Below are 25514 nucleotides of genomic sequence, written 5' to 3' on the forward strand. Positions count from 1 at the left end.
CTCGGCGGCGCCGAAGCGGGCGCGACGAGGCGCCGCGGCACCGGACGACGGGGTACCGCGGTGGCCGGACGGCCGGGTCAGGAGTGCGGGGGAGTGGTGACCGGGGTGACTCGTGCGGGAACGGTGCGGGACGTCTTCGGACCCTCGGTCGTGGGCCGCAGGCTCTGGTTGAGCAACCGGAGCGCCGCCTGTGAGGCGGAGCCGGCCGCTGCCGTCGTCACCACCAGCCGGATCCCCTGCTCCCGGGGCACCGGAAGGGAGTGCTGCAGCACCTCCAGCTCCCCGAGTACCGGATGGCGCATCCGGTACTCGGCCGTACCCCAGGCCCGCACCCGGTGCTGGGACCACAGTGCGGCGAACTGCGGACTGTGCATCGTCAACTCGCCGATCAGGGAGGCAAGCTGCGGGTCGTCCGGAAACTCGCCGACCGCCTGCCGCAACTTGCCCACCACGTCCCTTGCCTTCCTGGGCCAGTCCACGTACAGGTCCCGCGTGTGGGCGTCCAGGAAGATCAGGCGGGCGGTGTTGGGCCGAGTGGATGCCTGATCGGGGCTGTCCGGTGCGAGATGCCCGGCGATCAAGGCGTGCCCGGCGGGGTTCCACGCCAGGACGTCCGAGCGCCGGCCGACGACGACCACGGGTGAGTCACCGAAGGCGTCGACCAGTTGGCGCACCGCCGGGCCGACCCGCTCGGCGGGCAGGCGACGGCGCCGCCGCCGGCGGGGCTCGCCGGACAAGGTGTGAAGATGGCGCCGCTCCGCGTCGTCCAGCCGCAGAGCGGTGGCCAGCGCGGCCAGGACCTGGGGCGAGGCGTTGAACGACAGCCCCTGCTCCAGCCGGATGTAGTAGGCCACGCTGACGCCGGCCAGCTGGGCCAACTCCTCGCGCCGCAGCCCCGGCACCCGGCGTCGGTCGCCGTAGTCCGGCAGATCCACGTCCGCCGGCTTCAACTGGGCCCGGCGTGTGGACAGGAACTCACCCAGCAGGGACTTGTGGTGTGTTGTCTCGTCCATGCGCTCGAGTATGGGCAATCGCGTCCCGCCCAGCCTGCTCCTGCCAGTAGCAGACTCCAGGCCGCGAGCCGAGCGCGCAGGTGGCCGAGGCCCCGCCCACCGGCGGCAGGATTCGGGTCAACGTCGACTGACGCGGAACCGCACAAGGCAGAGCACTCCGTTCACCCGATTGCCACACATCCCGTGCACTGCAGAAGCGTTACTCCAGGCATGAGTGAGACGACGGGGGAAGCGATTCTCCGGCTGTGGGGAAAGCGGGATGCCGAGAACGGGGAGGAACGCGGACACGGGTCACCACCCGGCCGCCCCGATGGGGGAGCGGCGCGGTAACCAAGCACCTCATGTATCGCGAACAAGGCGCACACCACACGTACGACAGTTGGCACGCCTTTGGCGGGGAGGAGTGGCAACCGCCTGCCGGCGGCGGCAGGCACCGGGCGCACGCCGACGAGTTCGGCCATCCCCCGGACATGTCCACCGGGCCGCGCACGCCCGGTGACTTCGCCGAGCCCCTGGTGCCGCCGGGCACCGACTGGGACCCTGCCGAGGAGCTGGCCTTCATGCTCCAGGACGCACCGGAGCAGTACGCCGACACCTCCCGTGAAGACGGCGCTTCGGGAAGGGCCGGGGTGCCCGGGACCGGACGGGCCGACCCGCAGGAGAGCACGACGGAGCTGCCAGGGCTCAGACGGCGACGCCGTCCGGGACGCAGGGCGCGCCGTCGGCAGGCGCTCGGCGCCGTACGCACCGCGAGTGTGGTGCTCGCGGCGCTGGCGGCGGTCATCGCCTTGGCCGTGGGCCTGCTCGGGGGGTTCGCCGCCTACGAGCCGCTGCGGCTGTCGGCGACCTCACCGGCCTCCCACGGCGTGGTGACGTGGTGGCCACTGTTGGTCTACGGCCCCTGGCTGGTGGCTTCGCTGTCCGTGTTGCGGGCGGCGCTGCACCGGCGTCGCGCCGTGCACTCGTGGACCGTCGTCCTGCTGTTCTCGGCGATCGCGATGTTCCTGTGTGCCTGGCAGGCACCGAGGACGCTCAGCGATTCGGCGGCGGCCGTCCTGCCCGGCCTGGCCTCGCTGATCTCCTTTCAGCAGGTCGTCCGTCAGATCACCCTGAGCCGGCCACCCCGGCGGACGGTGTCCCGGCACCGTCAGGCGCGAGCCGGGTCCCCGGGCTCGGCGGAGGGAGACGGCGCGGGCACCGCGAGAGGAGAAAGCGGACGGAAGCCGTCGGCGTCCCGTCCGCGCACCAGGCAGGGACAGCCCCGGGGCGCTGCGCCGCGCGGAGGCGCCCTCCGCTGAGCACCGGGCCACTCACACCACGGCCGCGTTCCTGTACCGCGGCCGTGGAGATGGCCTGCCCTAGTGAGGGTAAAAAGGGGCAATTATGGAAATTCGTCGCTTGTGAGGCAACATCTCCCCATGCCCTCTTCGTTTCGCCCGGTCGACCTGTCGAGAAATCGACAGGCCGACCCTCTCGTTGCCGCGTACGCCCTTCCGCGACCGAAGGAATCGTTTCACCACGGCTCGACGGCCGAGTCCGCCTTCGACGCGCTGTACGTGCACGCGGCTCCAGGTCTGCTCCATCAGACGCATCTGCTGACCGGCCGACGGGGACGTGCCTTCCAGGCGGTCGAGTACGCGTTCTCCCACGCCTGGGAGTACTGGCCGGAAGTCGCGGTCGACTCGGACCCGGTGGGCTGGGTACGCTTCCACGCCTACGAGTACGCCCTGTCCCCGTGGCACCGGTTCCGGGAACTCGTGGAACGGGAAGAGCCCGCACCGACCTCCCCGATGCACCGGGCCCTCCTGCAGCTGAGCGCCCGTCATCGGCGCGCTGTGCTGCTCTGCGACGGTCTGGGACTGACCATTGCCCAGGCGGCGGCCGAGCTGGAAGCCTCGTGCGCCGCCACGGAGAGCAGACTGCTGGGCGCCCGCGCGGTCCTCGCAGAGTGCTTCCCGGACTCCGACGACCATGACGCTCTGCCCCTGCGGATCCGCACCCTCGTGGCCGAGGGCTCCGCCGCGACGGTGCCCACGGCGGGCTCGGTGCGGGCCGAGAGCGATCGTCGCCTGCGGCTGCTCACCCGGTCCGTGGCGGGAGCGGTGGCCGTACTGGGCGGCCTCGTCTGCACGTTCGTCCTCGTCAGCTCCCCCTGGCCCGAGCCGCCGGATCGGCACGAGCGGACGACGGACACCACGCAGGGACCGTCCCGCGATGTCCGTTCCCATCCCTGAGGCACGGCACAGGGAGGCGGAGTCGATGCCCACGGCGTGTGCGCGCGAGCACCTGCCCCGGCCCACCTCGGGTACCGGCACTTCCTTGCGAGGCAGGACCTCGGGGCCGCCCGACCCGCGCCGCGTCAGGCCACCGGAAACACGCGGCGCACGACGCGTTCGGACGCCCGCCCGTCGTCGTGCGGACAGAACCGCTCCCGGAACGCCTGGCGCAGACGGGTCGCCTCGGCCTCCCCGGTCCTGCCGCTGCTGATCGCGTGCGCGAGTTCGGGCACGGTCGTGGTGACCACGCCGGGTGGAGCGGCGAGCAGGTCGAAGTAGACGCCACGCTCCCTGCGGTACCGCTCCCAGTCCGGGACGTACAACGCGATGGGGCGGTCGTCCAGCACCGCGAAGTCGAACATCAGCGACGAGTAGTCGGTCACGAGCAGGTCGGCGGCCAGGCACAGCTCCTCGACCGACGGGTGCCCCGACACGTCCAGGATGCGCGCACCCTGGTCCACCGGCGGGATCCCCGCGCCCGCCTCCAAGTAGTGGTGGCGTACCAACAGTGTGTAGGCGTCGCCCAGTTCGCGGGCGAGCGCGGTCAGCTCCTCCGTACGCCGGGACGGTGTCACGCCGTCCCGGTGCGTCGGCGCCCACAGGAGTACCCTGCTGCCCTCGTGCACGCCCAGCGCCGCGCGAGCGGTCTCGCGGTCCTGCGCGCTGGCCGCGGCCAGGCGGTCATTGCGCGGGTAGCCCGTCTCCAGCACCTCGTAACGCCCCGGGTAGGCGCCGGTGAACGCGGTCGTGGTGTGCGGGTTCGGGGTGACGAGATAGTCCCAGCGGCCCACGTGCTCCAGGAGCCGCTCGAAGTCCATGTCGCCGGCGCTGGGCCTGCCCTTCAGGTCGAGGCCCATGTGCTTGAGGGGCGTACCGTGCTGTGTCTGCACGTGGACCGAGCCCGGCCGCTTGGTCATGGTGTGCGGGAAATTGACGTTGTTCACCAGGTACTTGGCGGTTGCCATCACCCTGAGGTAGGGCAGGGTGTTCGCGACGACCCAGTCCACGCCCTCGGGCAGCGCAGCTCCGGCAGCCTTGTCGGCCACGACCCACACGCCCCGCACGGACGGGGCCAGTTCCCTCGCCTTCTCGTAGACGGCCGCGGGACTGCAGGCGTATCCGCGATACCAGTAGGCGGCGTAGACGGCGAGGTTCTCGTTCATCGGCAGGCGGAGGAACGCCTGGTAGACACCGCGTCGTGCGATCCCCAGCAGGCCGCGAACGGCCCTCCTGCCCCGCGCCGGCACGCCGCGGGACAGGGTACGCAGCCGGTTGGCGTCGTCCATGCGGTGGAAGGCCCCGCGGGCGCCGCGTGCCACGCAGCGGTACTGCAGGCCGCGCACACCGCCGGGGAAGGAGTAGCCGTCCGGTCGGTGATCGCGGAAGTGGCCGGTCAGACGGTCGAAGAACTCTCTGCGCAGACCGCCGGGGACCAGACCGGGGGTCCGGTAGACCGTGACGCCGTGCAGGACGGTGCGGTCGAAGACCCGGCGGCGCAGCCCGGGGGAAGTGCCGCCTTCGCGCGCGTCGATGAAGTCGAATATCCGGTCGTACTGACCGAAGGCGTCGAGGTGCTTGGGCGAGCTGCTGTGGGTGATGGCGCCTTCGCGTTCGCGGCGGTAGTAGTAGCAGGGTCGGTCGAGGTAGCTGATCCGTTCGGCCGCCAGCAGCAACGGGTAGGTGACGGAAATGTCCTCGTAATAGCCGTCGCCGAATTCGACGCCGAGGGTGAGTAGGTACTCCCGCCGGACCACCTTGTTCCACACCGACATGATCATGTTGAGCAGTTGGGGTTTCTCGGCCAGAGTGAACAGCTCCGGCGGCGGCGGATCCGCGATCTGACGCCGCCAGGTGTTCGGCTCCACCCGGCCGTCGGGATATCCGCGCACGAAGTCCGTCACCAGGACATCGGGCCGTACCTGCGCGAGCCGCTGCGCGACCGCCTCGACCGCACCGTCCATCAGCCGGTCGTCACCGTCCACGAACCACACGTAGTCGCCGGTCGCCCGCTCCAGGCCGGCCTTCCGTGCGCCTCCAAGGCCCCTGTTCCCCGCCAGGTGCACCACCCGCAGGCGCTCGTCCCGCTCCGCGTAGGCGTCCAGGATCGCGGCGCACCCGTCGGGTGAGGCGTCGTCGACGGTTATTATCTCGAGTTCCGCGCCGCTCTGCGTGAGCAGGGAGTCCAGGCACTCGGGCAACAGGGCCTCGATGTCGTGGACCGGGACGACGATGCTGATTCGAAGATCCATGCAGGCAATCCAGAGCGGTGAGACGACGGTGAACCGGCCTCGCGCTCGGACCGTGACGGCGAATCACGCTTTCGCCGCACTCCGGCCGACGAGAGCGCAGGGACGACGGTGGCTCCGGCAAACGGAACGCACTGTCGAGGACCGAACGGGCGGGCGCGCCGTTGCGGATCAGGTCCGTGACAAGCGTCACACGGCGTGTGGCCTGCGTTCACGCGAATGCCCCCGGCGAGAAGTGTCGCCATCGTGACCCGGACTCGGTAGTTGAGGGCGCGTCAGAGACCGAGCGGACCGGTCACAGCCGCTACGGGATCGCACCCGTGCGGTGGGCGGTTGTCGCGGTCCGTGACGCGAGGGCGCGCAGGCGGTCGTGACTGGCCGTGCCGGGCTCGGCGGTCAAGGTGATGAGCTGCTGCTCGGGATCGTCGGTGGAGGTGAGGAAGGACCAGTCGAGGGTGAGCGGGCCGACGGCCGGATGGTTGAGCACTTTCGTGCCCGATCTCTGGGCGGCGACCCGGTGGGTGCCCCACCACCGCCGGAAGTCGGGGTCCTGGAGCGACAGTTCGCCCACCAGTTCGGCGAGCCGCGGGTCCTTCGGATCGCGGACGGCCTCCATGCGCAGCTGCGCCAGGGTCATCCGTGCCGCCCACTCCCAGTCCGCGTACAGCGCTCTGATCCCCGGCTCACGGAAGACCAGCCGTACGAAGTTGCGGTCCTTCTCCGGAATCCGCGCGAAGTCGGTGAACAGGGCGGCCGCCATGGCGTTCCAGTCGAGGATGTCCGTGCGCCGGCCAAGGACGACGGCCGGCGTGGTGGAGAGGTCGTCCAGGAGGCGCCGCAGTTGCGGCTGGACCTTCTGCGAGGTGCGTCGACGCGGCCGGGCGGCGTCCCGGCCGGACAACTCGAAGAGGTAGGCACGCTCACCGTCGTCGAGACGCAGGACGCGCGCGAGGGCGTTCAGTACCGGCTCGGAGGCTTGGCGGCGGCCCTGTTCCAGGCGCGTGTAGTAGTCGGGGCTGATCGACGCCAGCGACGCCACCTCTTCGCGGCGCAGACCTTTGACCCTGCGCCTCCCGCTCGCTTCAGGCAGCCCCACTTCGGCCGGGCTCAGCTCCGTGCGCCGTGCCTTGAGAAAGGCGCCCAGTTCGCTGACGTGGCCGTTGCTACTGCTCATGGGCGCAAGTGTGACAGCCCGCCGCTCCTGGGACAGTGGGCCTGCCGTGTCCCAGGACAGCTCTGTCCGGGGCCGGAAGGAGCCCCTTACCCGCCCCCGTGCCGCGTGCGAGTGTCGGTGGCGCCGAGAGCGGCCGGGAGGAATCCGCCCCGTTCGCGGACACCGCCCTTTCCCGCCCGTACCAGGAGACGCACACCGTGAAGACCAACGTGGCCTTCCCCAGCAACGGCCTTGCCCTCGCCGGGATTCTCTTCACCCCCGACGACCGCATCGACGACAGGCTGCCCGCCGTTGTCATCTCCCATCCGGGAGGGGGCGTGAAGGAGCAGAGTCCGAGTGTCTACGCGGAGCGTCTGGCCCGGGAGGGGTTCGCCGCGCTCGTCTTCGACGCCGCCTACCAGGGCGAGAGCGAGGGCGTGCCGCGAGGGCTGGAGAACCCCTTCCAGCGGGCCGAGGACATCAAGTCCGCCGTGACCCACCTGACCACCCGTGACGACATCGACCCGGACCGGATCGGCGCCCTGGGCATCTGCGCGTCCGGCGGGTACGTGCCCTACGCCGCGCAGACCGACCATCGCATCAAGGCCGTCGCCACGGTCAGCGCCGCGGACATGGGCTCCGTGATCCGTGAGGGTCTGGGCCGTACACAGGACCCGGCGGTCCTGACGGCCCTGCTCGACCGGTCCGCGGCGGCGCGTACCGCCGAGGCTCGCGGCGCGGCTCCCGAGATGGTGGCGTGGATCCCCGACGACGCCCAGGACCTGTTGCAGACTTCCGGCCGGCAGTTCCGGGAGACGTTCGAGTTCTACTGCACCCCGCGTGGCTACCATCCCCGAGCGGTCCAGGGATGGGTGCTGCGCAGTGTCGACCAACTCGCCCAGTACGACTCGTACGCGATGATCCGGCTCATCGCGCCGCGGCCCCTGCTGATGATCGCGGGTTCGGAGGCGGAGACCGCCTACTTCAGCCGGGAAGCGATCGAGCGGGCGGCCGAGCCCAAGGAACTGTGCGTCATCGACGGTGCCACTCACATCGACCTGTACGACAGGGACGAACACGTCACGCCCGCCGTCACCAGGCTCACCGAGTTCTTCGGGAAGCACCTGGCCGGATGACCGGCCGTCACGGCTCACCCGCATCAGCGGCAGTGACCGACGCCGTCTGCCTCCGGCACGCGCCGCAGGTGCCGGGGTCAAGGGGCGAGGTCGATGACGACCTTGCCGCGGACGTGTCGGGCCGCCTGGGTCTCGACTGCCACGCGGATGTCCTCGACGGGGTAGGTCGCTTCCAGGGGTACCCGCAGGCGTCCCGCCGCGACGAGGCGCGCGATGTTCTCAAGGGCGTCGGGAGCGGCATTGGCGCCGTTGGCGGCAGGAACGCCGTCGACCTGGCCCGCGATGGTGCAGATGCGGTCGTCCGGGACCCCCAGCTCGCGCGCGACGTGCACCGTTTCCGTGCCGTGCAGGTCCAGGGCTGCGGTGACCGTGCCCAGGCCGAGGTCACGGACTCGGTCGGCCAGGCCCTCGCCGTACGCGACCGGTTCGGCCCCGAGGCTTCGCAGGTACTCCGCCGACGACGGCGAGCCGGTCCCGATGACGCGCGCGCCCGCGATCCGCGCGAGCTGGACCGCGAACACGCCGACCCCACCGCCCGCGCCGCCGACCAGCACCGTGTCGCCGGGACCGAGGCCGAGGACGTCGAGAGCGGCGGACGCGGTGCTGCCCGCGATCGCAAGCGTGGCGGCGGTGCGGTCGTCGACACCGTCCGGGGTGTGATGGGCGACGCCGCTGGCGATGTTCCCGTCCGCGTCGATGACGACGTGGTCGGCGACCGCCCTGGACAGGGCCGCTCCGAACACGCGGTCACCGACCGCGTAGCCGCTCACGCCGGAGCCGACCTCGTCCACGGCTCCGGCGTAGTCGGTCCCGAACCCGCAGGGCAGGCTCAGACCGAACCGTGCCGCGGTCTCGGCGTCGGCGGTCATGAACCAGTCCATCGGGTTGAGCCCGGCTGCTGACACACGGACACGGATCTGCCCGTCGCCCGCCCGGGGGAGGGGCACGTCCCTGAGCGCGAGGACCTCCGGGCCACCGAACGTGTCGAGCAGAACGGCCCTGCTCGCTTCGTCTCGCAGTGAGTCTCCGTGTTGGTGCATGTCCTGCCCACTCCTCGTGTTCGTGGAGCCGCCCGAAACGGACTATGCTCCGGTTATGGAATCCAGCATAACCGGAGCGTGATCCGTTTGACGAGTCCGAAGCCGCGGGCGACACGGGCCGATGCCGCCCGCAACCGCGATCAGCTGCTCGAGGTCGCGACACGCGTGCTCGCCTCACCCGGGGCCGAGACGTCCCTGCGCGCCATCGCCCGCGAGGCCGGTGTGGGTATCGGGACGCTCTACCGCCATTTCCCGACGCGTGAGTCCCTCGTGGAGGCCGTCTACCGCGACCAAGTCGTCCGCCTCACCAAAGGTGCCCAGGACCTGCTCGCCGACGAGGCACCGGCCGTTGCGATGCGACGCTGGATGGACCTCTTCGGCAACTGGATCGCGACGAAGAACGGCATGCTCGACACCCTCCCGGCCCTGATCGAGTCCGGCGCGGTCGGCCACGCCCGGACCAGGGACGAGCTCCTGAACGCCATATCGACGATCCTCGACGCGGGCCGAGCAGCCGGAGACCTCCGACCCGACGTCACCGCCGAAGAGACCGCAGCCGGCCTGATCGGGATCTTCACCGTCGCGCACCAGTCCGGCCCGACCGTCACGGCCGACCGCCTCCTGGACATCTTCCTGGACGGCCTCCGACCTCAACGGCACCCGTGAGGAGCAGCCCCGCGAACGCGCCCGGCAGGACTGAGCCGTGCCGGGAGGGGGCTCGGTCCTGCCGGACCCCCGTCGGCCCCTTGCCGCCGCTAGCGGCCGATCTTGTCCAACTCGGCGAGGTCCTCGCCGGAGAGCTGGAGTCCCGCGCCGACGACGTTCTCGCGCAGGTGCGCCACCGACGAGGTGCCGGGAATGAGCAGGATGTTCGGCGAGCGCCGCAGCAACCAGGCCAGGGCGACCGCGAACGGCGTCGCGTCCAACCGGGTGGCCACGGCGGAGAGCGCCGTGGACTGCAGCGGGGTGAAGCCGCCGAGCGGGAAGAAGGGCACGTAGGCGATGCCCGTCTCGGCGAGTTCGTCGATCAGCTCGTCGTCCTGACGGTTGGCGAGGTTGTACATGTTCTGCACGCACACGATGGGTGCGATCGCCCGCGCCTCGGCGACCTGCTCCGCGGTCGCGTTACTCACTCCGAGGTGCCGGATCCGGCCCTGCCGCTGGAGTTCGACGAGGGCCTCGAAGGGCTCGGCGAGCGAGCCGGGCCGGGGCCCCTGAGCGTCGCCGAGCCGGAGGTTGACCACCTCGAGCGAATCGAGGCCGAGGTCTTCGAGGTTCTCGTGGACGGCACGGCGCAGATCCGCCGGCTGCCGGGCAGGGATCCAGCCGCCCTGTTGGTCGCGGACCGCACCCACCTTGGTCACGATGCGCAGGGACGCGGGATAGGGGTGCAGCGCCGCACGGATCAACTGGTTGGTGACACGCGGCCCGTATGCGCCGGCGGTGTCGATGTGGGTGATCCCGAGGGCGGCGGCCTCGCGCAGCACGGCCAGCGCGCCGCTGCGGTCGGCGGGCGCGCCCATGACCCCGGGGCCGGCGAGCTGCATGGCGCCGTAGCCGAAGCGCGTGACGGTCACATCGCCCAGGAGCCAGGTGCCGCCCGGCAGTGACGCGGAGGGTGTGTTCGTGGTTTCGCTCATGCCGTCGATGCTCGCCCGCGGACGAGCCGCCCATCCAATACCGATGCAGTGTCCTGTCATACCCAGTGGGTATCACCGAGATACGCTGTGGCCATGGACACCTTGGAGACCCGTGAGCTGAGGTACTTCGTGGCTGTCGCGGAGGAACTGCATTTCGGGCGTGCCGCCGAGCGCCTCGGTATGGCCCAGCCACCGCTGTCCCGGTCGATCCAGCAGCTCGAGCGACGCCTCGGCGTACGTCTTCTCACCCGCAACCGTCGCGGTGTCTCCCTGACCGGCGCCGGAGAGATGCTGCTGAACGAGGGGCGCGCGGCCCTCGACGCGACCACTGCCGCCGCTCGCCGAACCCGTCGCGCCGGTGGCGCCGACAGTCCGGGCGGCCCCCGCAACCGCCTGGTGCTGGCGGTGAAGGCCGGCGCGTCCCACGAACTGCTGCACAAGCTCCTCGACGCCTACGCAGCCGAGCCCGACGCCGCCGACGTCGAGGTGCTGCCGAGCGGAACGTGCGAGCAGGAGGGGATGCTGCGCGACGGCCGTGCTGATGTGGCGCTCATGCACGCGCCGTTCAACTCCCTTGCCGGGTTCGACAGCGAGGAACTGATGACCGAGGGGCAGATCGCTGTCCTGCCCGCGGGGCACCCCCTCGCCGCGCGGAGGACCCTGTCCCTGGCCGACGTCAGCGACATCCCCGATCTCCCCCTTGCCCGCTGGTCCCGCCACGGCGCGTACCCGCCCGGCCCGGGCCCCGAGATCCACGACCAGACGCAGCTTGCCCAGCTGATCGCCCTCGGACGCACCGTGGCCGTCTTCCCCGACTCGGCCCGCGCCTGGCTGTGGACCGAGCACACCGCAGTCCCGCTGACCGACGCACCACCCGTCGTCACTCACATCGCCTGGCCCGCCCACAGCCGCTCCCTCGCCCTTGCCGGGCTGGTCCGTACAGCCACACGGCTCTGACCCGCCCTCGCCCCGTTCGACCAGGAAGGGAACGACCCGCACGCCGGCCGTCTCGGCGGCCGACCCAGCCGGGCATCGCGGGGAACCTGAATCTTCGCAACGCCGCTTCAGGGGATCAGTGCCCTGCGCCAGTGCTCCGTCACGTGTGCGCGCAGCCGATGGGTATCGATGTGGGCGGGATCGACCAGCTGTTGCATACCGATCCCGCGTAGTTGCGCGAAGAGGGCGGTCGCCGTTTCGTCGGGGGCCACGTCGGGGCGGATCGTGCCCTCGGCGATCCCCGCGGTCAGGTCCTCGCGCAGATCCGCACGGAATGCCTCACTCCGCTCGCGGAAGACGGGTGCCAGGTCGGGCGACGTGGCGGCTTCGGCCCACAGCAGCAGGAAGACGCGGTTCAGCACGTTCATGCGGCCGAGTTGTCCGACGTAACCGTCGATGAGGCGCAGCAGTCGGTCGAGTCCGGGCGGCAGGCCCTCCAGGCCGGGGACGAACCCCGCCTGTGCGGTGTGCGCCAGGCGTTCGACGAGGGCCTGCTTGGACCCGAAGTGATGGGTGACGAGCCCCCGGCTGTAACCGGCCCGTTCGCCCACGCGCGCCAGGGTCAGGGAGCGCACACCCTGCTCGTCCATCAGTTCGGCGGCGGCCCTGAGCAGCGCGGCCTCGGCCTTCGCACGGCGCTGTGCCTGAGTGCGGCGAGTGGTGGTCATGACGTCGAGCCTAACAAGATACTTGTCATCCGACTAGCAAGTATATGAGGATGGCCGTGGCTGCTCCAGGGCACGGAACGGGAGACACCGGATGACGCAATCCACTGGACGGGCGCCGCGGTCGGACGCCCGGGAGAACCGCGCGCGCATCCTGACGGCCGCACGCGCGGTTCTCGCCGGCGACCCCTCGGCGCCCCTTCAATCCGTCGCGAGGGCGGCCGGTGTCGGTCAGGGGACCATGTACCGCCACTTCCCCGGCCGGGAGGCATTGTTGGTCGCCGTCCACCAGGAGGAGTTGAACGCGCTCACCGACAAGGCCGTGGTGCTGCTGGCCACGTACGAGCCGCTGGAGGCGCTGCGCCTGTGGTTCGAGCACCTCATCGGTCACGGCCGCAGCGGGCACGGGGCGGCCGTGGCTGTCGAGGCGGCCGCACGCGCTGGGGGAGGACGGGACGGTCCGCCCGCTGTCGCCGCGTTGGACCTGCTGCTCGAGGCCGGGAAGGAAGCGCGGCAGGTCCGGTCGGACGCCGAGGCGGAGGACGTCCTGCTGCTCGGAACCTGTCTCTGGCGGGCCGAGAACGGACCGGCGCGGCGCGAACGCCGCCTGCGGATGCTCACCGTGATCATCGACGGCCTGCGCGCCGACCCGCCCCGGGAGCGGTGAGCGCCGCGCCCCATCCATTGCGGCGACCGCACCGTGCCGAGTTCCGGCGCGACGGCAGGGAAGCCACCGGTGCGGATAGCCTGCGCGGATGGAGTGCATTCAGCGGGCTGCCGGCGCGGTCGTCGGCTCGGCGGTGGGTGACGCTTTGGGCGGCCCGTTCGAGTTCGGCCCTCAGGGAGCGTTCTCCGCGCGGTTTCCCACGCCCGGCGGTGGTGGCGAGATGTGCGGGGGCGGTGGCTGGGACCGTGGCGAGGCGACCGACGACACGCAGATGGCCGTCCTGGTCGCGGAGTCGCTTCTGGAACAGAAGGGGTTGGACCTGCCGGACATCTTCGCCCGCTTCCAGCGCTGGGCTGCATCGGAACCGAAGGACATCGGTTTGCAGACCGAGGACGTCCTGACCAACGGCATGCCGTGGGACCTCGCCGCCGCAATCCACTTCCAGGTCAACCGACGAGCGGCGGGAAACGGCTCGCTGATGCGCGCAACGACCTCCGCGGTCTACTTCGCGGCCGCCGGCCGACAAGCCACCATGGACGCTGCCCGGCGCATCGCCGCCCTGACGCACGGTGACCGGGCGGCCTGGGAAGGCACCGCGATCTTCCACGAACTCGTCCGCCTCCTGCTCGACGGGCACACCGACCCCCTCACCACGCTCGACGACATCCTGGCGTTGGTCCATCCCGACCACCGCGGCCGCTACGCCACCGTTCTCTCGCCGGACTGGCACCCCGATCAGGCAACCGAGTTCAACGGAGCCGTTTGGCCCTGCCTGGGCTCCGCAGTCTGGGCCCTGCGCACCACGACCAGCTTCGAGGACGCGCTATGCGCGGCGATCGATCTCGGCGGCGACACCGACACCGTTGCCGCCGTGACCGGAGCCATGGCGGGGGCGTACTACGGTCTGGATGCAATCCCGGCCCGCTGGACGGAGCCGCTGCACGTCCCGCTCCCCGGCTTCGGCGGGCGGGTGCTGCGCCTGGCGGACCTGCTCCACCTCGCGAACTGCCTCGTCAAGGAATGCCGTTACTGAAAGCCACGGGGCAGACCGGGCAATGGAGTGTCAGTGCTGTGACCGATTCCTTCGCCGAGCCTGGTGACACGCACCTGCAGTCCGTCGCAGTGGCGTCGGCGAAGGCAGGTTGCACATGTCGTAACGGCATGTGGTCCAGTGGCCTGTGAGTGAGACGTCGAGAGGTCCTCATGCATCTTCCTGTGATTCCCCGCCGGGTCAAGATCGGCGATGCCGCCGCGTTCGCCGGGACGACCCCCCGGGCCATCCGCCACTACCACGCCATCGGACTGCTTCCCGAGCCGGAGCGGGGCGCCGACGACCGCCGTCGCTACGGCTACGACGATATGATCCGCCTGCTGTGGATCCGCAAAATGGCAGACGTCGGAATCGCCCTGGAGGACATCCGCACCACCTTCGAGCCCGGCACCGACATCGAGCAGTCCCTCGCCCGTCTGGAGGAATCCCTGGCCGCCCAGGCAGCCGTCATCGAACGCCAACGGGCCGCGGTGCGCAACTGGCGCGAGGCCGGCGACCCTGTCGGCCTGCTCTCCCCCCTCGTCACCGGCCGCGTACGCCATCTGCCCCCCGGCGCCCTGCGGCGATCGGATCTGGACACCCTCCTGGTCACTGAGCGCATCTTCGGACCACTCGGCGCGGCCCTTCAGGCTGACCGGTTCATCGTCCTGGCCACCCACCCCGAACTGCGGGCCGAGGACGATCGCCTGACCGAGGCCGAGACCGCCCTCGACGACAGCGTCGACCCCGACGATCCCCTTGTGGAAGAAATCGCCGAGCAGTGGTGCGCCCACGAACTCGCTGTGGAATCCGCCATAGAGGAGGCCGGACTTGACGACACCCTGGATGAACTGGCGGTCCACCAGCCCGATCAGACAACGGACCCGGAGGACGGTGAACCGGTGATGAGCGCGCTCCAAGCCATCGGCAAGATGCCGTACGACTTCTCCCCGGCTCGCGTACGGTGCATGGAACGTGCCGCAGAACTGCTCAATGCCGCCCGCCAGACAGACTGATCGGCCTTCGAAGCACCACGGTCGGCGCACGGTGATCCCTCACCGGCGATCGGCTGATCCGAGCGAAACCGCCTAACGCTTGTCGACGGCGAGTTCGCCGTTGAGGATCACGATGCTGAGATCGCGCAGGTTCCCGATGTCCGTGGTGGGATCGGCGTTCAGTACAAGCAGGTCGGCGCGCTTGCCTTCGGCCACCGCGCCGAGGTCGGGGCGGGCGCACTGCCGCGACGCCCCGCTGGTGCCTGCGGCCAGTACCTGGGTGGGTGTCATCCCGGCCGCCACCATGAGCTCGGCCTCTTCCAGGGTGTTGGCTCCGAACAGGCCCCGGCCGCTGAAGGTGTCACTGCCCAGCGCGATGTGCACGCCGGCCTGGGAGACCTTCTTGAGGTTGCCACGCGCGTCCGGGTGGGCATCGTCGATCCAGAGTGTGGGTGTGTAGGTGATGCCGCGTTCGAGCATGAGGTCGATGAGCGAGCGGTCGGTGAGGGGCTCGACGGTGACACCGTGCTCCAGGCCGTCCGCCCCGGCCTCGATCGCCTCGCGTGCCGCGGCTTGCTGAGTGGTGTGGACGGTGACCCGAAGGCCCCGCTCGTGCCCGGTCTCGATACCTGCCCGGAGGAGTTCGAGGGGGAGTCGTTCCAGCTCGACACCATCCGGAAAGGCGGGATTCTGCCAGAGGTATGCCGACTCGCCGCAGTGCGCGCACGCGCCCTCTGACAGGAGTTTGATGGCGTCCACCTTGCGGTCGGCGAGGTGGTGCACCAGGTCGCGGATCTCCTGCACGCTGTCGACCTCTCCCGTGAAGCGTTCGCGCGCCCAGGGGTTGTCGCTGAAGACAGTGGCGGCGGGGTGCCCGTCGCGCCCGGTGATGCCGCAACCGGTTGCCAGCAGTCGCGGGCCACGCAGCGTGCCTTCGGCGATTCCGGCCCGCGTGGCCAGGATCCCGCCCGTCGGATCGCCCACCGACTTGATGGTGGTGACCCCGTGGTCGAGGAACAGCCCGAGGCGCCCCGGGAGTTCGTTCTCCTCGAAGGCCCGCATCGAGTCAGGATCCGAGACCGCGCGCACGTCGTAGAAGTGGACATGAGTGTCGATCAGTCCCGGCATTACCCATGCTCCGGCCGCATCGACCTCCTGCCTGCCCCCGAGCGGTTCGGCCGATACGGAGGCGATCTCCGTGCCGTTGACGGCGATGTCGTACAGACCGGTGAGCGCCTGGCGGCCGTCGAAGACATGTGCGCGACGGATGACGAGGTCGTAGGTCGCAGGACCGGCGGCCTCGGCGCTCGCGATCGCTTCGGCTTCGTGGTGCATCGCTCTCACTCCTGGCGTGTACGCGTCTCGAATCAACTGCAACTGCATTGGTTGCAGTTAGGGTGTGCGTCATGACGTGGCGTGTGTGTCACGGTTGATTCAGTGGTCCCGCGCTTCGTTGTCGCAGGCCAGTATCTGCTGCAGGAGGGCGGCGATCGTCGTGCGGCCGAGCTGTTCCTCCAGAGCCCGCTCCGCGCCGCGGAACTCGACGTCGAGCAGATCGCCGATGTTGCGGCCGATCACACATGCCCCACTCGGTGGATGGGGGTGCCTCGAGAGGATTCGCCCTCCCTCCACGGCGGCGTACGCGTCGTAGAGCGTGATGTCCCGCGGAGTGCGGGCAAGGAACCAGCCGCCACCCCGCCCCTCCGTGGACCGCACCAGATGAGCGTCTCGCAACTGGCCGAGGATGCGCCGCACGAGAACTGGATTGCTTTCGAGGCTGTCCGCGATCTCCGCGGAAGTCAACGAGCCTCCGCGCCGGTGCGCCAGCATCGCGAGCGCGTGAATCGCGACCGCGCTCCTGCTGCTGAGCCCCGCCATCTTCGACTCCTCGCCGCCGATCAACTGTCACCAAAGTAGTTGCAGATGATTCGACGGTCAATGGAGCCGTCCGGCCCCCGGACCCGCGCAGGGCGGACGCCGGGTGACGACGGCCTGAACGGTCGTCCGGTCACGCCCGCAACCCGTCCACCGCCGCGTCGACCGCCGCCAGGGCCGCAGCCCTGTCGAGCCCCGCCCTCGATACGAGCGAGAGCCCCTGGACGATGTAGAGGAGGAGTTGCGCCTGGGCCTCGGGGGAGCCGGTGTCCGTGACCTCACCGGCTGCCTGTGCGCGGCGGAGCGCTGCGGCGACGATGTCGGTGAACCTGCGGTACGAGCGGGTGACGATCTCCGTGGCTTCGCCGTCCTGGGGGACGAGCTCTGCGGTCGTGTTGCCGATCAGGCAGCCCTGTGGCGCGCCCAGGTCGGAGACCAGTTCGTCCAGCCTGACGGGATGGGTCAGGATCTCCCGCAGGGCGGGCAGGAGTGGGCTGGTGTCGAGTGCGGCGGTCAGATGACGCTCGTACACCTGCCAGTAGAGCCTGACGGCTTCCAGGTAGAAGCGGCGCTTGTCGCCGAACGCGCCGTAGAGACTGCCGCGCTCGACGGCCAGCGCGTCGACCAGGTCCTGGATCGATGTCGCCCCGTATCCCCGGGACCAGAACAGTTCGAGTGCGCGCTCCAGCGTCCGTTCCTTGTCGAACTCGCGGGGGCGTCCGGTTCGTGCCACGTGCTCGATCCTACGACTTCTTGACTGGACGTTCAAGAAGTCGTAGGTTCCGTCGCATCACTTCTTGAACGGACGCACAGAAGTCGGTCGCTCACTGATCGGCGCGAAGGGCGGAGCAATGGAGTTTGCGGGCAAGACGGCACTCGTCACCGGATCCGGCGCGGTCGGGGGACTCGGGCACGTCACGGCCAGGGTGCTGGCCGCGGGCGGAGCGGACCTGATCCTGACCGGCACCGATCCGCGACGCGGCGCCAAGGTGGTGGAAGACCTCCGCGCAGTGCGCGGCAGCTCCGCCGGGGCGGTGCGTTTCGTCGCCGCCGACCTGTCCGACCCGGCGGGCGTGCGGCAGCTGGCCGCGGACGCCGGGGCAGTCGACATCTTGGTCAACAACGCGAGCATGATGACGTTCGCCCCGACCGCCGGGCAGGACCTCACGACCTACGACGCAGCCTTCGCGGTCAATGTGCGTGCCCCGTTCCAGCTCACCGCCCTGCTCGCGGAGAAGATGGCCGCGGGCGGCGGCGGCAGCATCGTCAACGTCAGCTCCACCGCGGCCGGCCTCGGCATGCCGGGCATGGCGGTGTACGGCGCCACCAAGGCGGCGCTCGAATCACTGACCCGCACCTGGGCGGCTGAATTCGCCGAGTCGAACGTGCGGGTCAACGCCGTCGCTCCGGGCCCGATGCGCACCTCGAAGGTGATCGCGGCGATGGGACCCGACATGGGCGGCATGGGCCTCACCACCGCGCTCAAGCGCACCTCCGACCCCGCCGAGGTGGCCCAGGTGATCGCCTTTCTCGCCAGCGGCCGGGCCAGCTACATGACCGGGGCGATCGTGGCCGCCGACGGTGGCCGCACCGCAATCTGAGAGGAACAGAACCATGGATCGGCTTACGGGAAAGCACGCACTGATCACAGGGGGGACGAGCGGCATCGGCCTGGAAACGGCCCGCGAGTTCCTCGCCGAGGGAGCCACGGTCGCCATCACCGGCCGCTCCCGGGAAAGGCTGGACGCCGCCGCTCGGCAACTGGACGGCCCGCTGCTGACCATCGTCAGCGACGCCGGCGACGTACCCGGCCAGGCGACGCTCGCGGCACGGCTGCGGGAGGAATGGCCGAAGCTCGACATCCTGATGAGCAACGCCGCCGACACGACCCACCTCCCCATCGAGGCATGGACCGAGGAGGCGTTCGACACGCTCGTCGCGACCAATCTCAAGTCGCCGTTCTTCCTCGTCAGACACCTCCTGCCGCTCTTCTCGCAGCAGTCCTCGGTCATCCTCGTCGGCTCGGTCTCCGCGTACATCGGACACGAGAACGCGACGGTCTACGGCGCGGCCAAGGCAGGCCTGCTCTCCTACACACGTGGGCTTACCCATGAGTTGAAGGACCGCGGCATCCGCGTCAACGGACTGAGCCCGGGCCCGACGATCACCAACGCGTTCGCACCCCTCGGCGCCGAGCGCCAGGCAGCCCTCTACGAGGAACTCCGGCAGACCGTGCCTCTGCACCGCCTGGGAACCGCCACCGAGCTGGCGAAGGCGGCGGTCTACCTCGCCTCGGACGAATCCGCCTACACCGCGGGGACCGTGCTGCGCGTCGACGGGGGCATCGGACAACTCGCGTACTAGCACTGGTTCGCCGCTCGCCGCTCGCCGCTCGCCGCTCGCCGCTCGCCGTGACGACGGATCCGTGCGCCCGCCCGAGACGACGCCCTCGGCGAGGACGGCCCCACGCTGCAGTCTGCGCGGCTGTGCGGGCTCAGGCTGCGCGCAGGCAGAAGGGATGCCCGGCCGGGCTGGCGTAGATGCGGCTACCGGTGTCGTCGCTCTCGGCCTCGGCCGGCCGCAGACGGATGGCGCCCGCCTCGGTGGCCGTGCGGTCGGCGATCGCGAGGTCGTCGACGCCGAAGTCGAGGTGCATCTGCTGAGAGGCGCCGTCGGGCCAACTCGGAGCGACATGTCCGGGGGCCGACTGTACGACGACCACCGGCAGGCCGGGAGCCTGGATGAAGCGATGCGTGGGTGTGCGGTGGACGGAGCCGCCGAGCAGGCGGTGCCAGAACGTGCCCTCCGTCTCGATGTCGGCGGCGTCGATGATCACGGAGGCGAGGGTCATGGGCATGTTGTGGTCCTGTTCCTCATGCTGGTCGGGCTTCAGACGGTGGGGAGGATGCCGCCGTCGACGCGGAACTGTGCGCCGGTGAGCCACTTCGCACGGTCCGAGGCGAGGAAGGCGATCATCTCGGCGACGTCCTCGGGATCCCCGGGGCGGCCCAGGGGCACCTTCAGGTGATCCACGATCTGCCGGGTGACCTCCTCGGTGGTCGTGCCCTGCTTCTCGGCCATGTGGCGCAGATGGGCGGTCGCGCCGTCGGTGACGACGAAGCCGGGAAGGACGCACACCACGCGCACGCCGTGCTCACCCACCTCGGTGGCCAGTTCCCGGCTGTAGGTGTTCAGCGCGGCCTTCGCGGCGGCGTAGGACGCCTCGGTGCGCTGGGGCAACTGGCTGGCGATCGAGGAGACGTGCACCACGACGCCGGATCCGCGCTCGACCATTCCCGGCACCAGGGCCCGGTCGAGGCGCACCGCGCTGAGGAGGTTCATCTCCAGGTCCGCCTGCCAGGACGCGTCCGACCGGCTCAGGGTGGGCGCCGGCGCACTCGCCGCACCGGCGTTGTTCACGAGTACGTCCACACCACCCAGGTGCTCGACGACGCGGCGACCGAGGTCGGCCACGCCCTGCTCCGTGGACAGGTCGGCCGCGAGGAACGCGGCGCGGCTGTCTGTCGCGGGCGGGGTGCGAGAGGCGGTCAGCACGGTCGCACCGGCGGAGGCGAACCGGCGTACGGTCGCCTCGCCCAGCCCCCGGCTGCCACCGGTGACCAGTACGCGCAGGCCGTCCAGACTCTTGTCGTTGTTCGGCATGGGGGATCTCCTCAGTAAAGTGAACCCGACTCCGGAAAGGTACACCTAAACGGAGTCGGACTCACCTTATGGAGGTTTCCTTGACGGCATCACGCCCGTTGCGCCGCGACGCGCGGCGCAACCGCGAGGCACTGCTGGCCGCGGCCCGCGCGGCGTTCCTCGACGGTGACACCGACGCGCACGTGGAGGACATCGCCCGAAGCGCCGGGGTGGCCGTCGGAACGCTCTACCGTCACTTCGAGACCCGCGAGGCACTGATCGAGGAGGTGTACCGCAAGGAGGTCGACGACCTGTGCGCAGAGCCCGACCACCTGCTGGGTCAGTACGCCCCGGCGGAGGCCCTGCGTCGCTTCTTGCTGCTGCTCGTGGACCACGCCGCTGTGGGCAAGGGCATGTCCGTGGCGCTGGAGAGCATCATGGCGAGCGACTCACCGGTCTTCGACGACGCCCGCTCCCGCATGAGCGACGCGCTCACCCGGCTGCTCGACGCCGGCGTCGCAGCCGGCACCGTTCGCGACGACGTCACCGGCCCCACGCTGCTACGCGCCCTTGGTGGCATCTGCGCCATGCGCGTCAGCGACGGATGGCTGGACGAGGCCCGAACCATCACCCGCCTCCTCCTCGACGGCCTGCTGCACCGCTGACGCAAGGGAGGAATGGCGGACGCCGCGGACAGGGGGCGTCTGAGCAGTCCTCGGGTTGCGGTAGAGGCGTCTGGGAACACGTCATGCCCCGGCGGGGGGGAGCGGAGTCGAGGGGTCGGCGCCGGTCGGTCGCTTCGCGTCAGCCGCGTACTGCGGCCAGGCACTCGTCGTACAAGTCCATGATGTTGCTCTGGCCGTCGTTGGCGACCCATGTCATCGACGCGGCGTCGAGGCACGCGAACGCTGTCGCAATCACCGCGCGGGCCCTCGCGTCGGCCGCGCCGGCAGCGGCGTCCATACGCGCCTCGACGAGCGGCAGCAGCTCTTCCTGGAGACGCAGCCGCTTCTCGAGCCAGCCGGCGCGCAGCGAGGCGGTGTTGTGCAGAAGGCGGAACCGCTGCAGTGCCTGCTCGCTGTTGTCATGCAGGGACAGTACGGCGGCGATCCCCGCGTGCAAGGCATCCCAGACACCGGTTTCGGCGGGCTGTTCACTGATGGCGCCCGCCAGGACGCGCCCGAACCTGTCCTGGTCGCCGCCGAGCAGGTCTTCCTTGGAGCCGAAGTAGCGAAACAGGGTGCGCTGGGAGACGCCGGCCTCTCGGGCGATCTGGGCAATCGTCGTCTCGTCATAGCCCTGCTCGGTGAACAGGCGAAGAGCTGTCTCAAGGATCTCCTGGGAGGCCAATTGGCGCGTCCGGTCCCACAGCGTGGCCGACGCGCGCGTCGTCGTCTTGGCTTCCTCCCGCTTCATGCCGACAGCCTATCCCAGCACTGCCAGATGGGCACTCGCAGGAGGATTGGCACCGACACGACCTCTGGCAGTCGCTGCCAGGTTGGCGTACGCTGACACTCAGGTCGCTGTGTCACGGGGTGACGCGGCTCCTCGGACCGGGACCCCTCAAGCGAGCGACTCGTACTTCTCCAGCACGAAGAAGGGAACGCAGCATGTCTGCACCTGCGGCTTTGATCACCGGCGGAACCAGCGGCATCGGCAAGGCGACCGCTGAACTGCTCCACTCCCGCGGCTACCGCGTCATGGTCACCGGCATGGACAACGTCACGAGCGCAGAGCTCCCCGAAGGCGTCGTCGTCGTTCGGGCCGATGCGCGGTCCCTGCGGGACATCGACGACGCGATGGACCAGGCGCGCCGGCACTTCGGCTCACTGGACCTGCTCTTCCTCAACGCGGGCATCTCTCGTCCCGGCCCGATGGAAACGACCGACGAAGACACCTTCGACGCCCTGTTCGACACCAACGTCAAGGGCACCTTCTTCACCCTGCAAAAGGCGCTCCCACTCCTCAACCAGGGCGGCTCGGTCGTGATCACCGTGGGTGCCGGAGAAGGCGTCGGAGCCGCCATGACGGCCGCCAAGGGAGCACTGCTGCCCCTCGTGCGGTCCCTCGCGCTGGAGCTCGCCCCGCGCCGCATCCGCGTCAACGCCGTCAGCCCAGGGCTCATCGAGACACCCGCCTACAGCAAGATGGGCGTCTCCAAGGAAATGATCGACTCCTGGGCGCGGGACGTTCCGCTGGGCCGCGTCGGCGCTCCGGCCGACATCGCCGAAGCCGTGGCCTTCCTCGCCTCTGACGCCGCCGGCTACATCACCGGTGACAACCTCACGGTCTCCGGCGGTATCGGTGTACACGCCCGCCCCTGACGGCCGGCTCCGCACTCGGCTCCGATGGCGGAACATCGCCACCGCCACCGGTGACTGACCATTTCAGAGCGAGGTTCGTGGTCATCTCAAACAGGTAGTGCCGCAGGCGAGTCGGAGAGGTCGGAGGCCGTCGTGCGCCCCGGCCTGGTCGTCAGCCGCCGTCGGTGGGGCGGCGGGTCGGCAGCGCCGACGATGCGCAGGATCTCGACCGGCGTCGGACGTTGATGACCGGGGAGCGTTTCGAACAGTTCCCCGGCCGCCGCTACGTAACCGGCCGTCCACTGCGCGGCCGGTGCCGCTGGGCGTCACACGGACGTTGCCGGGGCGTACTCGAACCAGTCGAAGGCGACCGTGCCCTCGATGGCGTACATGCCGATCACACGGCCGGTGAAGCCGCAGGCGACCTCGGTGGACAGGTAGCGCCCGTCCAGTTCGGCGAGCGGCCGGGCATCCGTGGCGTCGGGATCGCCGAGCCCGAAGACGATGGTGTCGGGCCCCGTGGTCCCGCCGTCGGTGAGTTCGGGCGACGCGGGAACGAGGTCCGACGTCCGGACCGTCACGGTGAGGTGCAGCGGCCCGGCCGGCACCGGTCGGCGGGCCACGGTCTGGCGCAGCGGCCCGATCCGGGCGACGACACGGACCTCCCCGCCCCCGGCCTCCACCTCGTAGTGGTGGGCCTCGTCGAGACGTACGCAGAGTCCGCCGCGTCCTGTACCCGGGTCGATCAGGGCGGTGACGCGGCAGTCGTGGTGCTGCTGGCGCCGCCCGACAAAGGTGTACCCGGGGCGATCGAGCGCTGGGCCGGTCGCGCTGAGGAGCAGCCAGCCCGGCCGCTCGGCGAGCGACCAGGAGCCTTCCTGGCGGGCGAACGGCGAGATCCAGTGCGGTGCGAGGGAGGACCCGTCGAAGTCGTCCCGGGCGGGCGGGGCCGGAAGGGGGTGCCAGGCCCCACCCGGGGCGGCGTGGCTCACGGGAACGGGCGCGACGACGGGCCATCCGTCCCGGTCCCACGCCACGGGGGTCAGGAACGTCTCGCGGCCGAGCACGTGCACGTCGGGCGTGAAGCCCCGGGGACGGACACCGAGCAGCACCATCCACCAGCTGCCGTCGGGAGCTTCCACCAGGTCGGCGTGGCCCGTGTTCTGGATGGAGCGGGCGGTCCCGCTGTGGGACAGCAGGGGGTTGGCGGGCGCGCCTTCCCAAGGGCCGCGAGGCGAGCGGCTGCGGGCAATGGACACACTGTGACCGCGTTCCGTGCCGCCCTCCGCGATCAGCAGGTACCACCAGTCGCCGATGCGGTAGAGGTGCGGCGCCTCGGGGAACTTGAGGCCGCTGCCCGACCATGTGGCGAAGGGCTTCTCCAGCACCTCGCCCTTGACAGGGTCGATCCTGGCCATGTTGATGCCCCCTTCGGGACCGGAGAAGGCACACCAGCAGGTGCCGTCCTCCTCCCATGCCAGGTCGGGATCGATCCCGGTCAGGTCGATCCACACGGGGTCGCTCCAGGGCCCTTCGGGCCGCTCGGCCGAGACCACGAAGTTGCCGCCACCGTCGATGTTGGTGTTGATGACCCAGTAGCGGCCGTCATGGTGACGGATGGTCGGGGCGTAGAGACCTCCGGACGCCTTGGCACCGGGCAGAGGTAGCGGCAGTTGCCCGGGCCGGTCGAGGACGTTGCCGATCTGCTCCCAGTGCACGAGGTCCTTGCTGTGGAAGAGCGGCAGCCCGGGAAAGTACTCGAAGCTGGAACACACCAGGTAATAGTCGTCACCGACCCGGCACACGCTCGGATCAGGATGGAAACCACTGATCACCGGATTGTCGTATATGTGCACGGAAGTGTCTTCCCTTCGAGCCGTCCGGGTGCCGAGAGTCTAACTAGTGCTGTGACGAGGAAGATTGACCGTGACCGGCAGGGGTCCTGGGACGACAGCTAGGGCGGTCGTCGTTTTGCTGGAGGTGGCCGGGGGAGGCGGCAATCCCCTCGGGGCCGAGCGAGCACCGGGGTGGTCCCGGCCGGACGGACGCACTGCGTATCGGTCGGCCGGACGCCGAGGGGCCGTCGCGCCGGTGATGGGGGTGGGCGTCAGCCTGCGTTCGGCTGGGGCGCCCCGGCCAGGCTCAGCTTGACGTGCCGACTGGTCTCGTCGGCGAGGATCTCGGACAGGCCGGTCTCGATGCCGCGAAGGGCCTGGGCTGCAACTTCGGCGGCGGCGACCTTCTGATCGGCGGGGACGGCGGCGGCCATGTCGGTGTCCATGTAGCCGACGTGCAGCGCCGAGACGGTGATACCGCGAGGAGCCAGTTCGTCGCGCGTCGCACCGGTCAGAGCCCAGGCGGCGGCCTTGGACGCGGCGTAGGCGCCGAGCCCTGCCGGGTGGTACCAGGACAGGGCGGAAAGGACGTTGAGCACCGCTCCGCCGCCGTTGCCCTCGATGACGGGGGCGAAGGACCGGGTCGTGGCGAGCGGGCCGAAGTAGTTGGTCTCCATCTCCCGGCGCACCTCAGTCATGTCGCCTCCGAGCAGCGTCGCGCCGGTGGAGATGCCCGCGTTGTTGATCAGCAGTGTCGTGTCGGACGCCACGCGCACGGCCTCCCGTATCGATGCCTCGTCCGTGACGTCCAGCCGCAACGGGATGACGCCTGGCACGTCGACGGTCTCGGGACGTCGGGCCCCGCCGTACACCTTGGCGCCGCGATCGACGAGCTGGGCGGCCAGATGCCGGCCGAAGCCCCGGTTGGAGCCGGTGACGACCGCGACCGCGTTCTTGAGTTCCATGTCTGCTCCTGGTCCGGCAGGGGCCGTCCGGCCACCC

26 protein-coding genes are annotated in these 25514 nt (G+C 70.2%); 12 read left to right on the top strand and 14 right to left on the bottom strand.

The window, feature by feature from the left end:
• Positions 1 to 77: 77 nt before the first annotated feature.
• Entirely contained in the window at positions 78 to 1013 is a 936-nt protein-coding gene (locus IE258_RS20455) for a helix-turn-helix domain-containing protein (RefSeq protein ID WP_189745509.1), read from the bottom strand.
• Positions 1014 to 1354: 341 nt separating this feature from the next.
• Here IE258_RS20455 and IE258_RS20460 point away from each other — a divergent pair, with 341 nt between their 5' ends.
• Together IE258_RS20460 and IE258_RS20465 are read left to right on the top strand one after the other, a co-directional pair.
• A complete protein-coding gene (locus IE258_RS20460) occupies positions 1355 to 2311 on the top strand; it encodes a DUF1109 domain-containing protein (protein WP_373309829.1) in 957 nt (318 codons plus the stop codon).
• 120 nt (positions 2312 to 2431) lie between these two features.
• A complete protein-coding gene (locus IE258_RS20465) occupies positions 2432 to 3247 on the top strand; it encodes a sigma factor-like helix-turn-helix DNA-binding protein (protein WP_189745512.1) in 816 nt (271 codons plus the stop codon).
• A 125-nt stretch (positions 3248 to 3372) separates the two neighbouring features.
• On the opposite strand, the gene IE258_RS20470 is transcribed toward IE258_RS20465, so the two are convergent.
• Positions 3373 to 5538: a bifunctional glycosyltransferase/CDP-glycerol:glycerophosphate glycerophosphotransferase gene (locus tag IE258_RS20470; protein ID WP_189745514.1), complete on the bottom strand. Its 2166-nt coding sequence runs from the start codon at positions 5536 to 5538 to the stop codon at positions 3373 to 3375.
• A 301-nt stretch (positions 5539 to 5839) separates the two neighbouring features.
• The gene (locus tag IE258_RS20475; RefSeq protein ID WP_189745516.1) at positions 5840 to 6709 is read right to left on the bottom strand and encodes a helix-turn-helix domain-containing protein; all 870 of its coding nucleotides are present in this window, start codon (positions 6707 to 6709) and stop codon (positions 5840 to 5842) included.
• A 197-nt stretch (positions 6710 to 6906) separates the two neighbouring features.
• Between IE258_RS20475 and IE258_RS20480 the strand changes: the two genes are divergently transcribed.
• Entirely contained in the window at positions 6907 to 7824 is a 918-nt protein-coding gene (locus IE258_RS20480; protein WP_189745518.1) for an alpha/beta hydrolase, read from the top strand.
• A 77-nt stretch (positions 7825 to 7901) separates the two neighbouring features.
• Here IE258_RS20480 and IE258_RS20485 read toward each other — a convergent pair whose 3' ends face one another.
• The gene (locus tag IE258_RS20485; RefSeq protein ID WP_189745520.1) at positions 7902 to 8864 is read right to left on the bottom strand and encodes an NADP-dependent oxidoreductase; all 963 of its coding nucleotides are present in this window, start codon (positions 8862 to 8864) and stop codon (positions 7902 to 7904) included.
• An 87-nt stretch (positions 8865 to 8951) separates the two neighbouring features.
• Here IE258_RS20485 and IE258_RS20490 point away from each other — a divergent pair, with 87 nt between their 5' ends.
• Positions 8952 to 9530: a TetR/AcrR family transcriptional regulator gene (locus tag IE258_RS20490; protein ID WP_189745523.1), complete on the top strand. Its 579-nt coding sequence runs from the start codon at positions 8952 to 8954 to the stop codon at positions 9528 to 9530.
• Positions 9531 to 9619: 89 nt separating this feature from the next.
• Here IE258_RS20490 and IE258_RS20495 read toward each other — a convergent pair whose 3' ends face one another.
• Positions 9620 to 10504 (bottom strand): aldo/keto reductase family oxidoreductase, encoded by an 885-nt coding sequence (locus IE258_RS20495; protein WP_308434194.1) that lies wholly within the window; start codon positions 10502 to 10504, stop codon positions 9620 to 9622.
• A 93-nt stretch (positions 10505 to 10597) separates the two neighbouring features.
• On the opposite strand from IE258_RS20495, the gene IE258_RS20500 reads away from it, so the two are divergent.
• The gene (locus tag IE258_RS20500; protein ID WP_189745524.1) at positions 10598 to 11461 is read left to right on the top strand and encodes a LysR family transcriptional regulator; all 864 of its coding nucleotides are present in this window, start codon (positions 10598 to 10600) and stop codon (positions 11459 to 11461) included.
• A gap of 107 nt (positions 11462 to 11568) precedes the next feature.
• Here IE258_RS20500 and IE258_RS20505 read toward each other — a convergent pair whose 3' ends face one another.
• Positions 11569 to 12168, bottom strand: coding sequence for a TetR/AcrR family transcriptional regulator (locus IE258_RS20505; RefSeq protein ID WP_189745526.1), 600 nt, complete (start codon positions 12166 to 12168; stop codon positions 11569 to 11571).
• Between the two features lie 91 nt (positions 12169 to 12259).
• Between IE258_RS20505 and IE258_RS20510 the strand changes: the two genes are divergently transcribed.
• The 3 genes from IE258_RS20510 to IE258_RS20520 all read left to right on the top strand — a co-directional run bounded on the left by IE258_RS20510 (position 12260) and on the right by IE258_RS20520 (position 14878).
• Complete coding sequence (locus IE258_RS20510; protein ID WP_189745528.1) at positions 12260 to 12832, top strand: TetR/AcrR family transcriptional regulator; 573 nt, start codon at positions 12260 to 12262, stop codon at positions 12830 to 12832.
• Between the two features lie 88 nt (positions 12833 to 12920).
• Complete coding sequence (locus IE258_RS20515) at positions 12921 to 13865, top strand: ADP-ribosylglycohydrolase family protein (protein WP_189745530.1); 945 nt, start codon at positions 12921 to 12923, stop codon at positions 13863 to 13865.
• Positions 13866 to 14035: 170 nt separating this feature from the next.
• A complete protein-coding gene (locus IE258_RS20520; protein ID WP_189745533.1) occupies positions 14036 to 14878 on the top strand; it encodes a MerR family transcriptional regulator in 843 nt (280 codons plus the stop codon).
• 72 nt (positions 14879 to 14950) lie between these two features.
• Here the strand turns inward: IE258_RS20520 and IE258_RS20525 are convergent, their stop codons facing one another.
• The 3 genes from IE258_RS20525 to IE258_RS20535 form a co-directional block, all read right to left on the bottom strand.
• Entirely contained in the window at positions 14951 to 16240 is a 1290-nt protein-coding gene (locus IE258_RS20525; protein ID WP_229892277.1) for an amidohydrolase family protein, read from the bottom strand.
• Positions 16241 to 16291: 51 nt separating this feature from the next.
• Positions 16292 to 16735: an RrF2 family transcriptional regulator gene (locus IE258_RS20530; protein ID WP_189745535.1), complete on the bottom strand. Its 444-nt coding sequence runs from the start codon at positions 16733 to 16735 to the stop codon at positions 16292 to 16294.
• A gap of 130 nt (positions 16736 to 16865) precedes the next feature.
• Positions 16866 to 17465, bottom strand: a complete 600-nt coding sequence (locus IE258_RS20535) for a TetR/AcrR family transcriptional regulator (protein ID WP_189745537.1) — start codon at positions 17463 to 17465, stop codon at positions 16866 to 16868.
• A 118-nt stretch (positions 17466 to 17583) separates the two neighbouring features.
• Between IE258_RS20535 and IE258_RS20540 the strand changes: the two genes are divergently transcribed.
• Both IE258_RS20540 and IE258_RS20545 read left to right on the top strand, forming a co-directional pair.
• The gene (locus IE258_RS20540; RefSeq protein WP_189745539.1) at positions 17584 to 18333 is read left to right on the top strand and encodes an SDR family NAD(P)-dependent oxidoreductase; all 750 of its coding nucleotides are present in this window, start codon (positions 17584 to 17586) and stop codon (positions 18331 to 18333) included.
• A 13-nt stretch (positions 18334 to 18346) separates the two neighbouring features.
• Entirely contained in the window at positions 18347 to 19096 is a 750-nt protein-coding gene (locus IE258_RS20545; RefSeq protein ID WP_189745541.1) for an SDR family oxidoreductase, read from the top strand.
• 130 nt (positions 19097 to 19226) lie between these two features.
• On the opposite strand, the gene IE258_RS20550 is transcribed toward IE258_RS20545, so the two are convergent.
• Both IE258_RS20550 and IE258_RS20555 read right to left on the bottom strand, forming a co-directional pair.
• Entirely contained in the window at positions 19227 to 19589 is a 363-nt protein-coding gene (locus tag IE258_RS20550) for a VOC family protein (protein WP_189745543.1), read from the bottom strand.
• 32 nt (positions 19590 to 19621) lie between these two features.
• Positions 19622 to 20395, bottom strand: coding sequence for an oxidoreductase (locus tag IE258_RS20555; protein WP_189745545.1), 774 nt, complete (start codon positions 20393 to 20395; stop codon positions 19622 to 19624).
• Positions 20396 to 20475: 80 nt separating this feature from the next.
• Here IE258_RS20555 and IE258_RS20560 point away from each other — a divergent pair, with 80 nt between their 5' ends.
• Positions 20476 to 21039 (top strand): TetR/AcrR family transcriptional regulator, encoded by a 564-nt coding sequence (locus IE258_RS20560; RefSeq protein ID WP_229892278.1) that lies wholly within the window; start codon positions 20476 to 20478, stop codon positions 21037 to 21039.
• 139 nt (positions 21040 to 21178) lie between these two features.
• On the opposite strand, the gene IE258_RS20565 is transcribed toward IE258_RS20560, so the two are convergent.
• Positions 21179 to 21790 (bottom strand): TetR/AcrR family transcriptional regulator, encoded by a 612-nt coding sequence (locus IE258_RS20565; protein WP_189745549.1) that lies wholly within the window; start codon positions 21788 to 21790, stop codon positions 21179 to 21181.
• Between the two features lie 194 nt (positions 21791 to 21984).
• Between IE258_RS20565 and IE258_RS20570 the strand changes: the two genes are divergently transcribed.
• On the top strand, positions 21985 to 22698 hold the full coding sequence (locus tag IE258_RS20570) for an SDR family NAD(P)-dependent oxidoreductase (protein ID WP_189745551.1): 714 nt from the start codon (positions 21985 to 21987) through the stop codon (positions 22696 to 22698).
• Between the two features lie 305 nt (positions 22699 to 23003).
• On the opposite strand, the gene IE258_RS20575 is transcribed toward IE258_RS20570, so the two are convergent.
• Entirely contained in the window at positions 23004 to 24533 is a 1530-nt protein-coding gene (locus IE258_RS20575; RefSeq protein ID WP_189745553.1) for a glycoside hydrolase family 43 protein, read from the bottom strand.
• 251 nt (positions 24534 to 24784) lie between these two features.
• Positions 24785 to 25477 (bottom strand): SDR family oxidoreductase, encoded by a 693-nt coding sequence (locus IE258_RS20580; protein ID WP_189745556.1) that lies wholly within the window; start codon positions 25475 to 25477, stop codon positions 24785 to 24787.
• Positions 25478 to 25514: the final 37 nt, after the last annotated feature.

Origin of the sequence: Streptomyces tendae, assembly GCF_014650435.1 — a bacterium.
In the GTDB taxonomy this organism is placed as follows: domain Bacteria; phylum Actinomycetota; class Actinomycetes; order Streptomycetales; family Streptomycetaceae; genus Streptomyces; species Streptomyces tendae.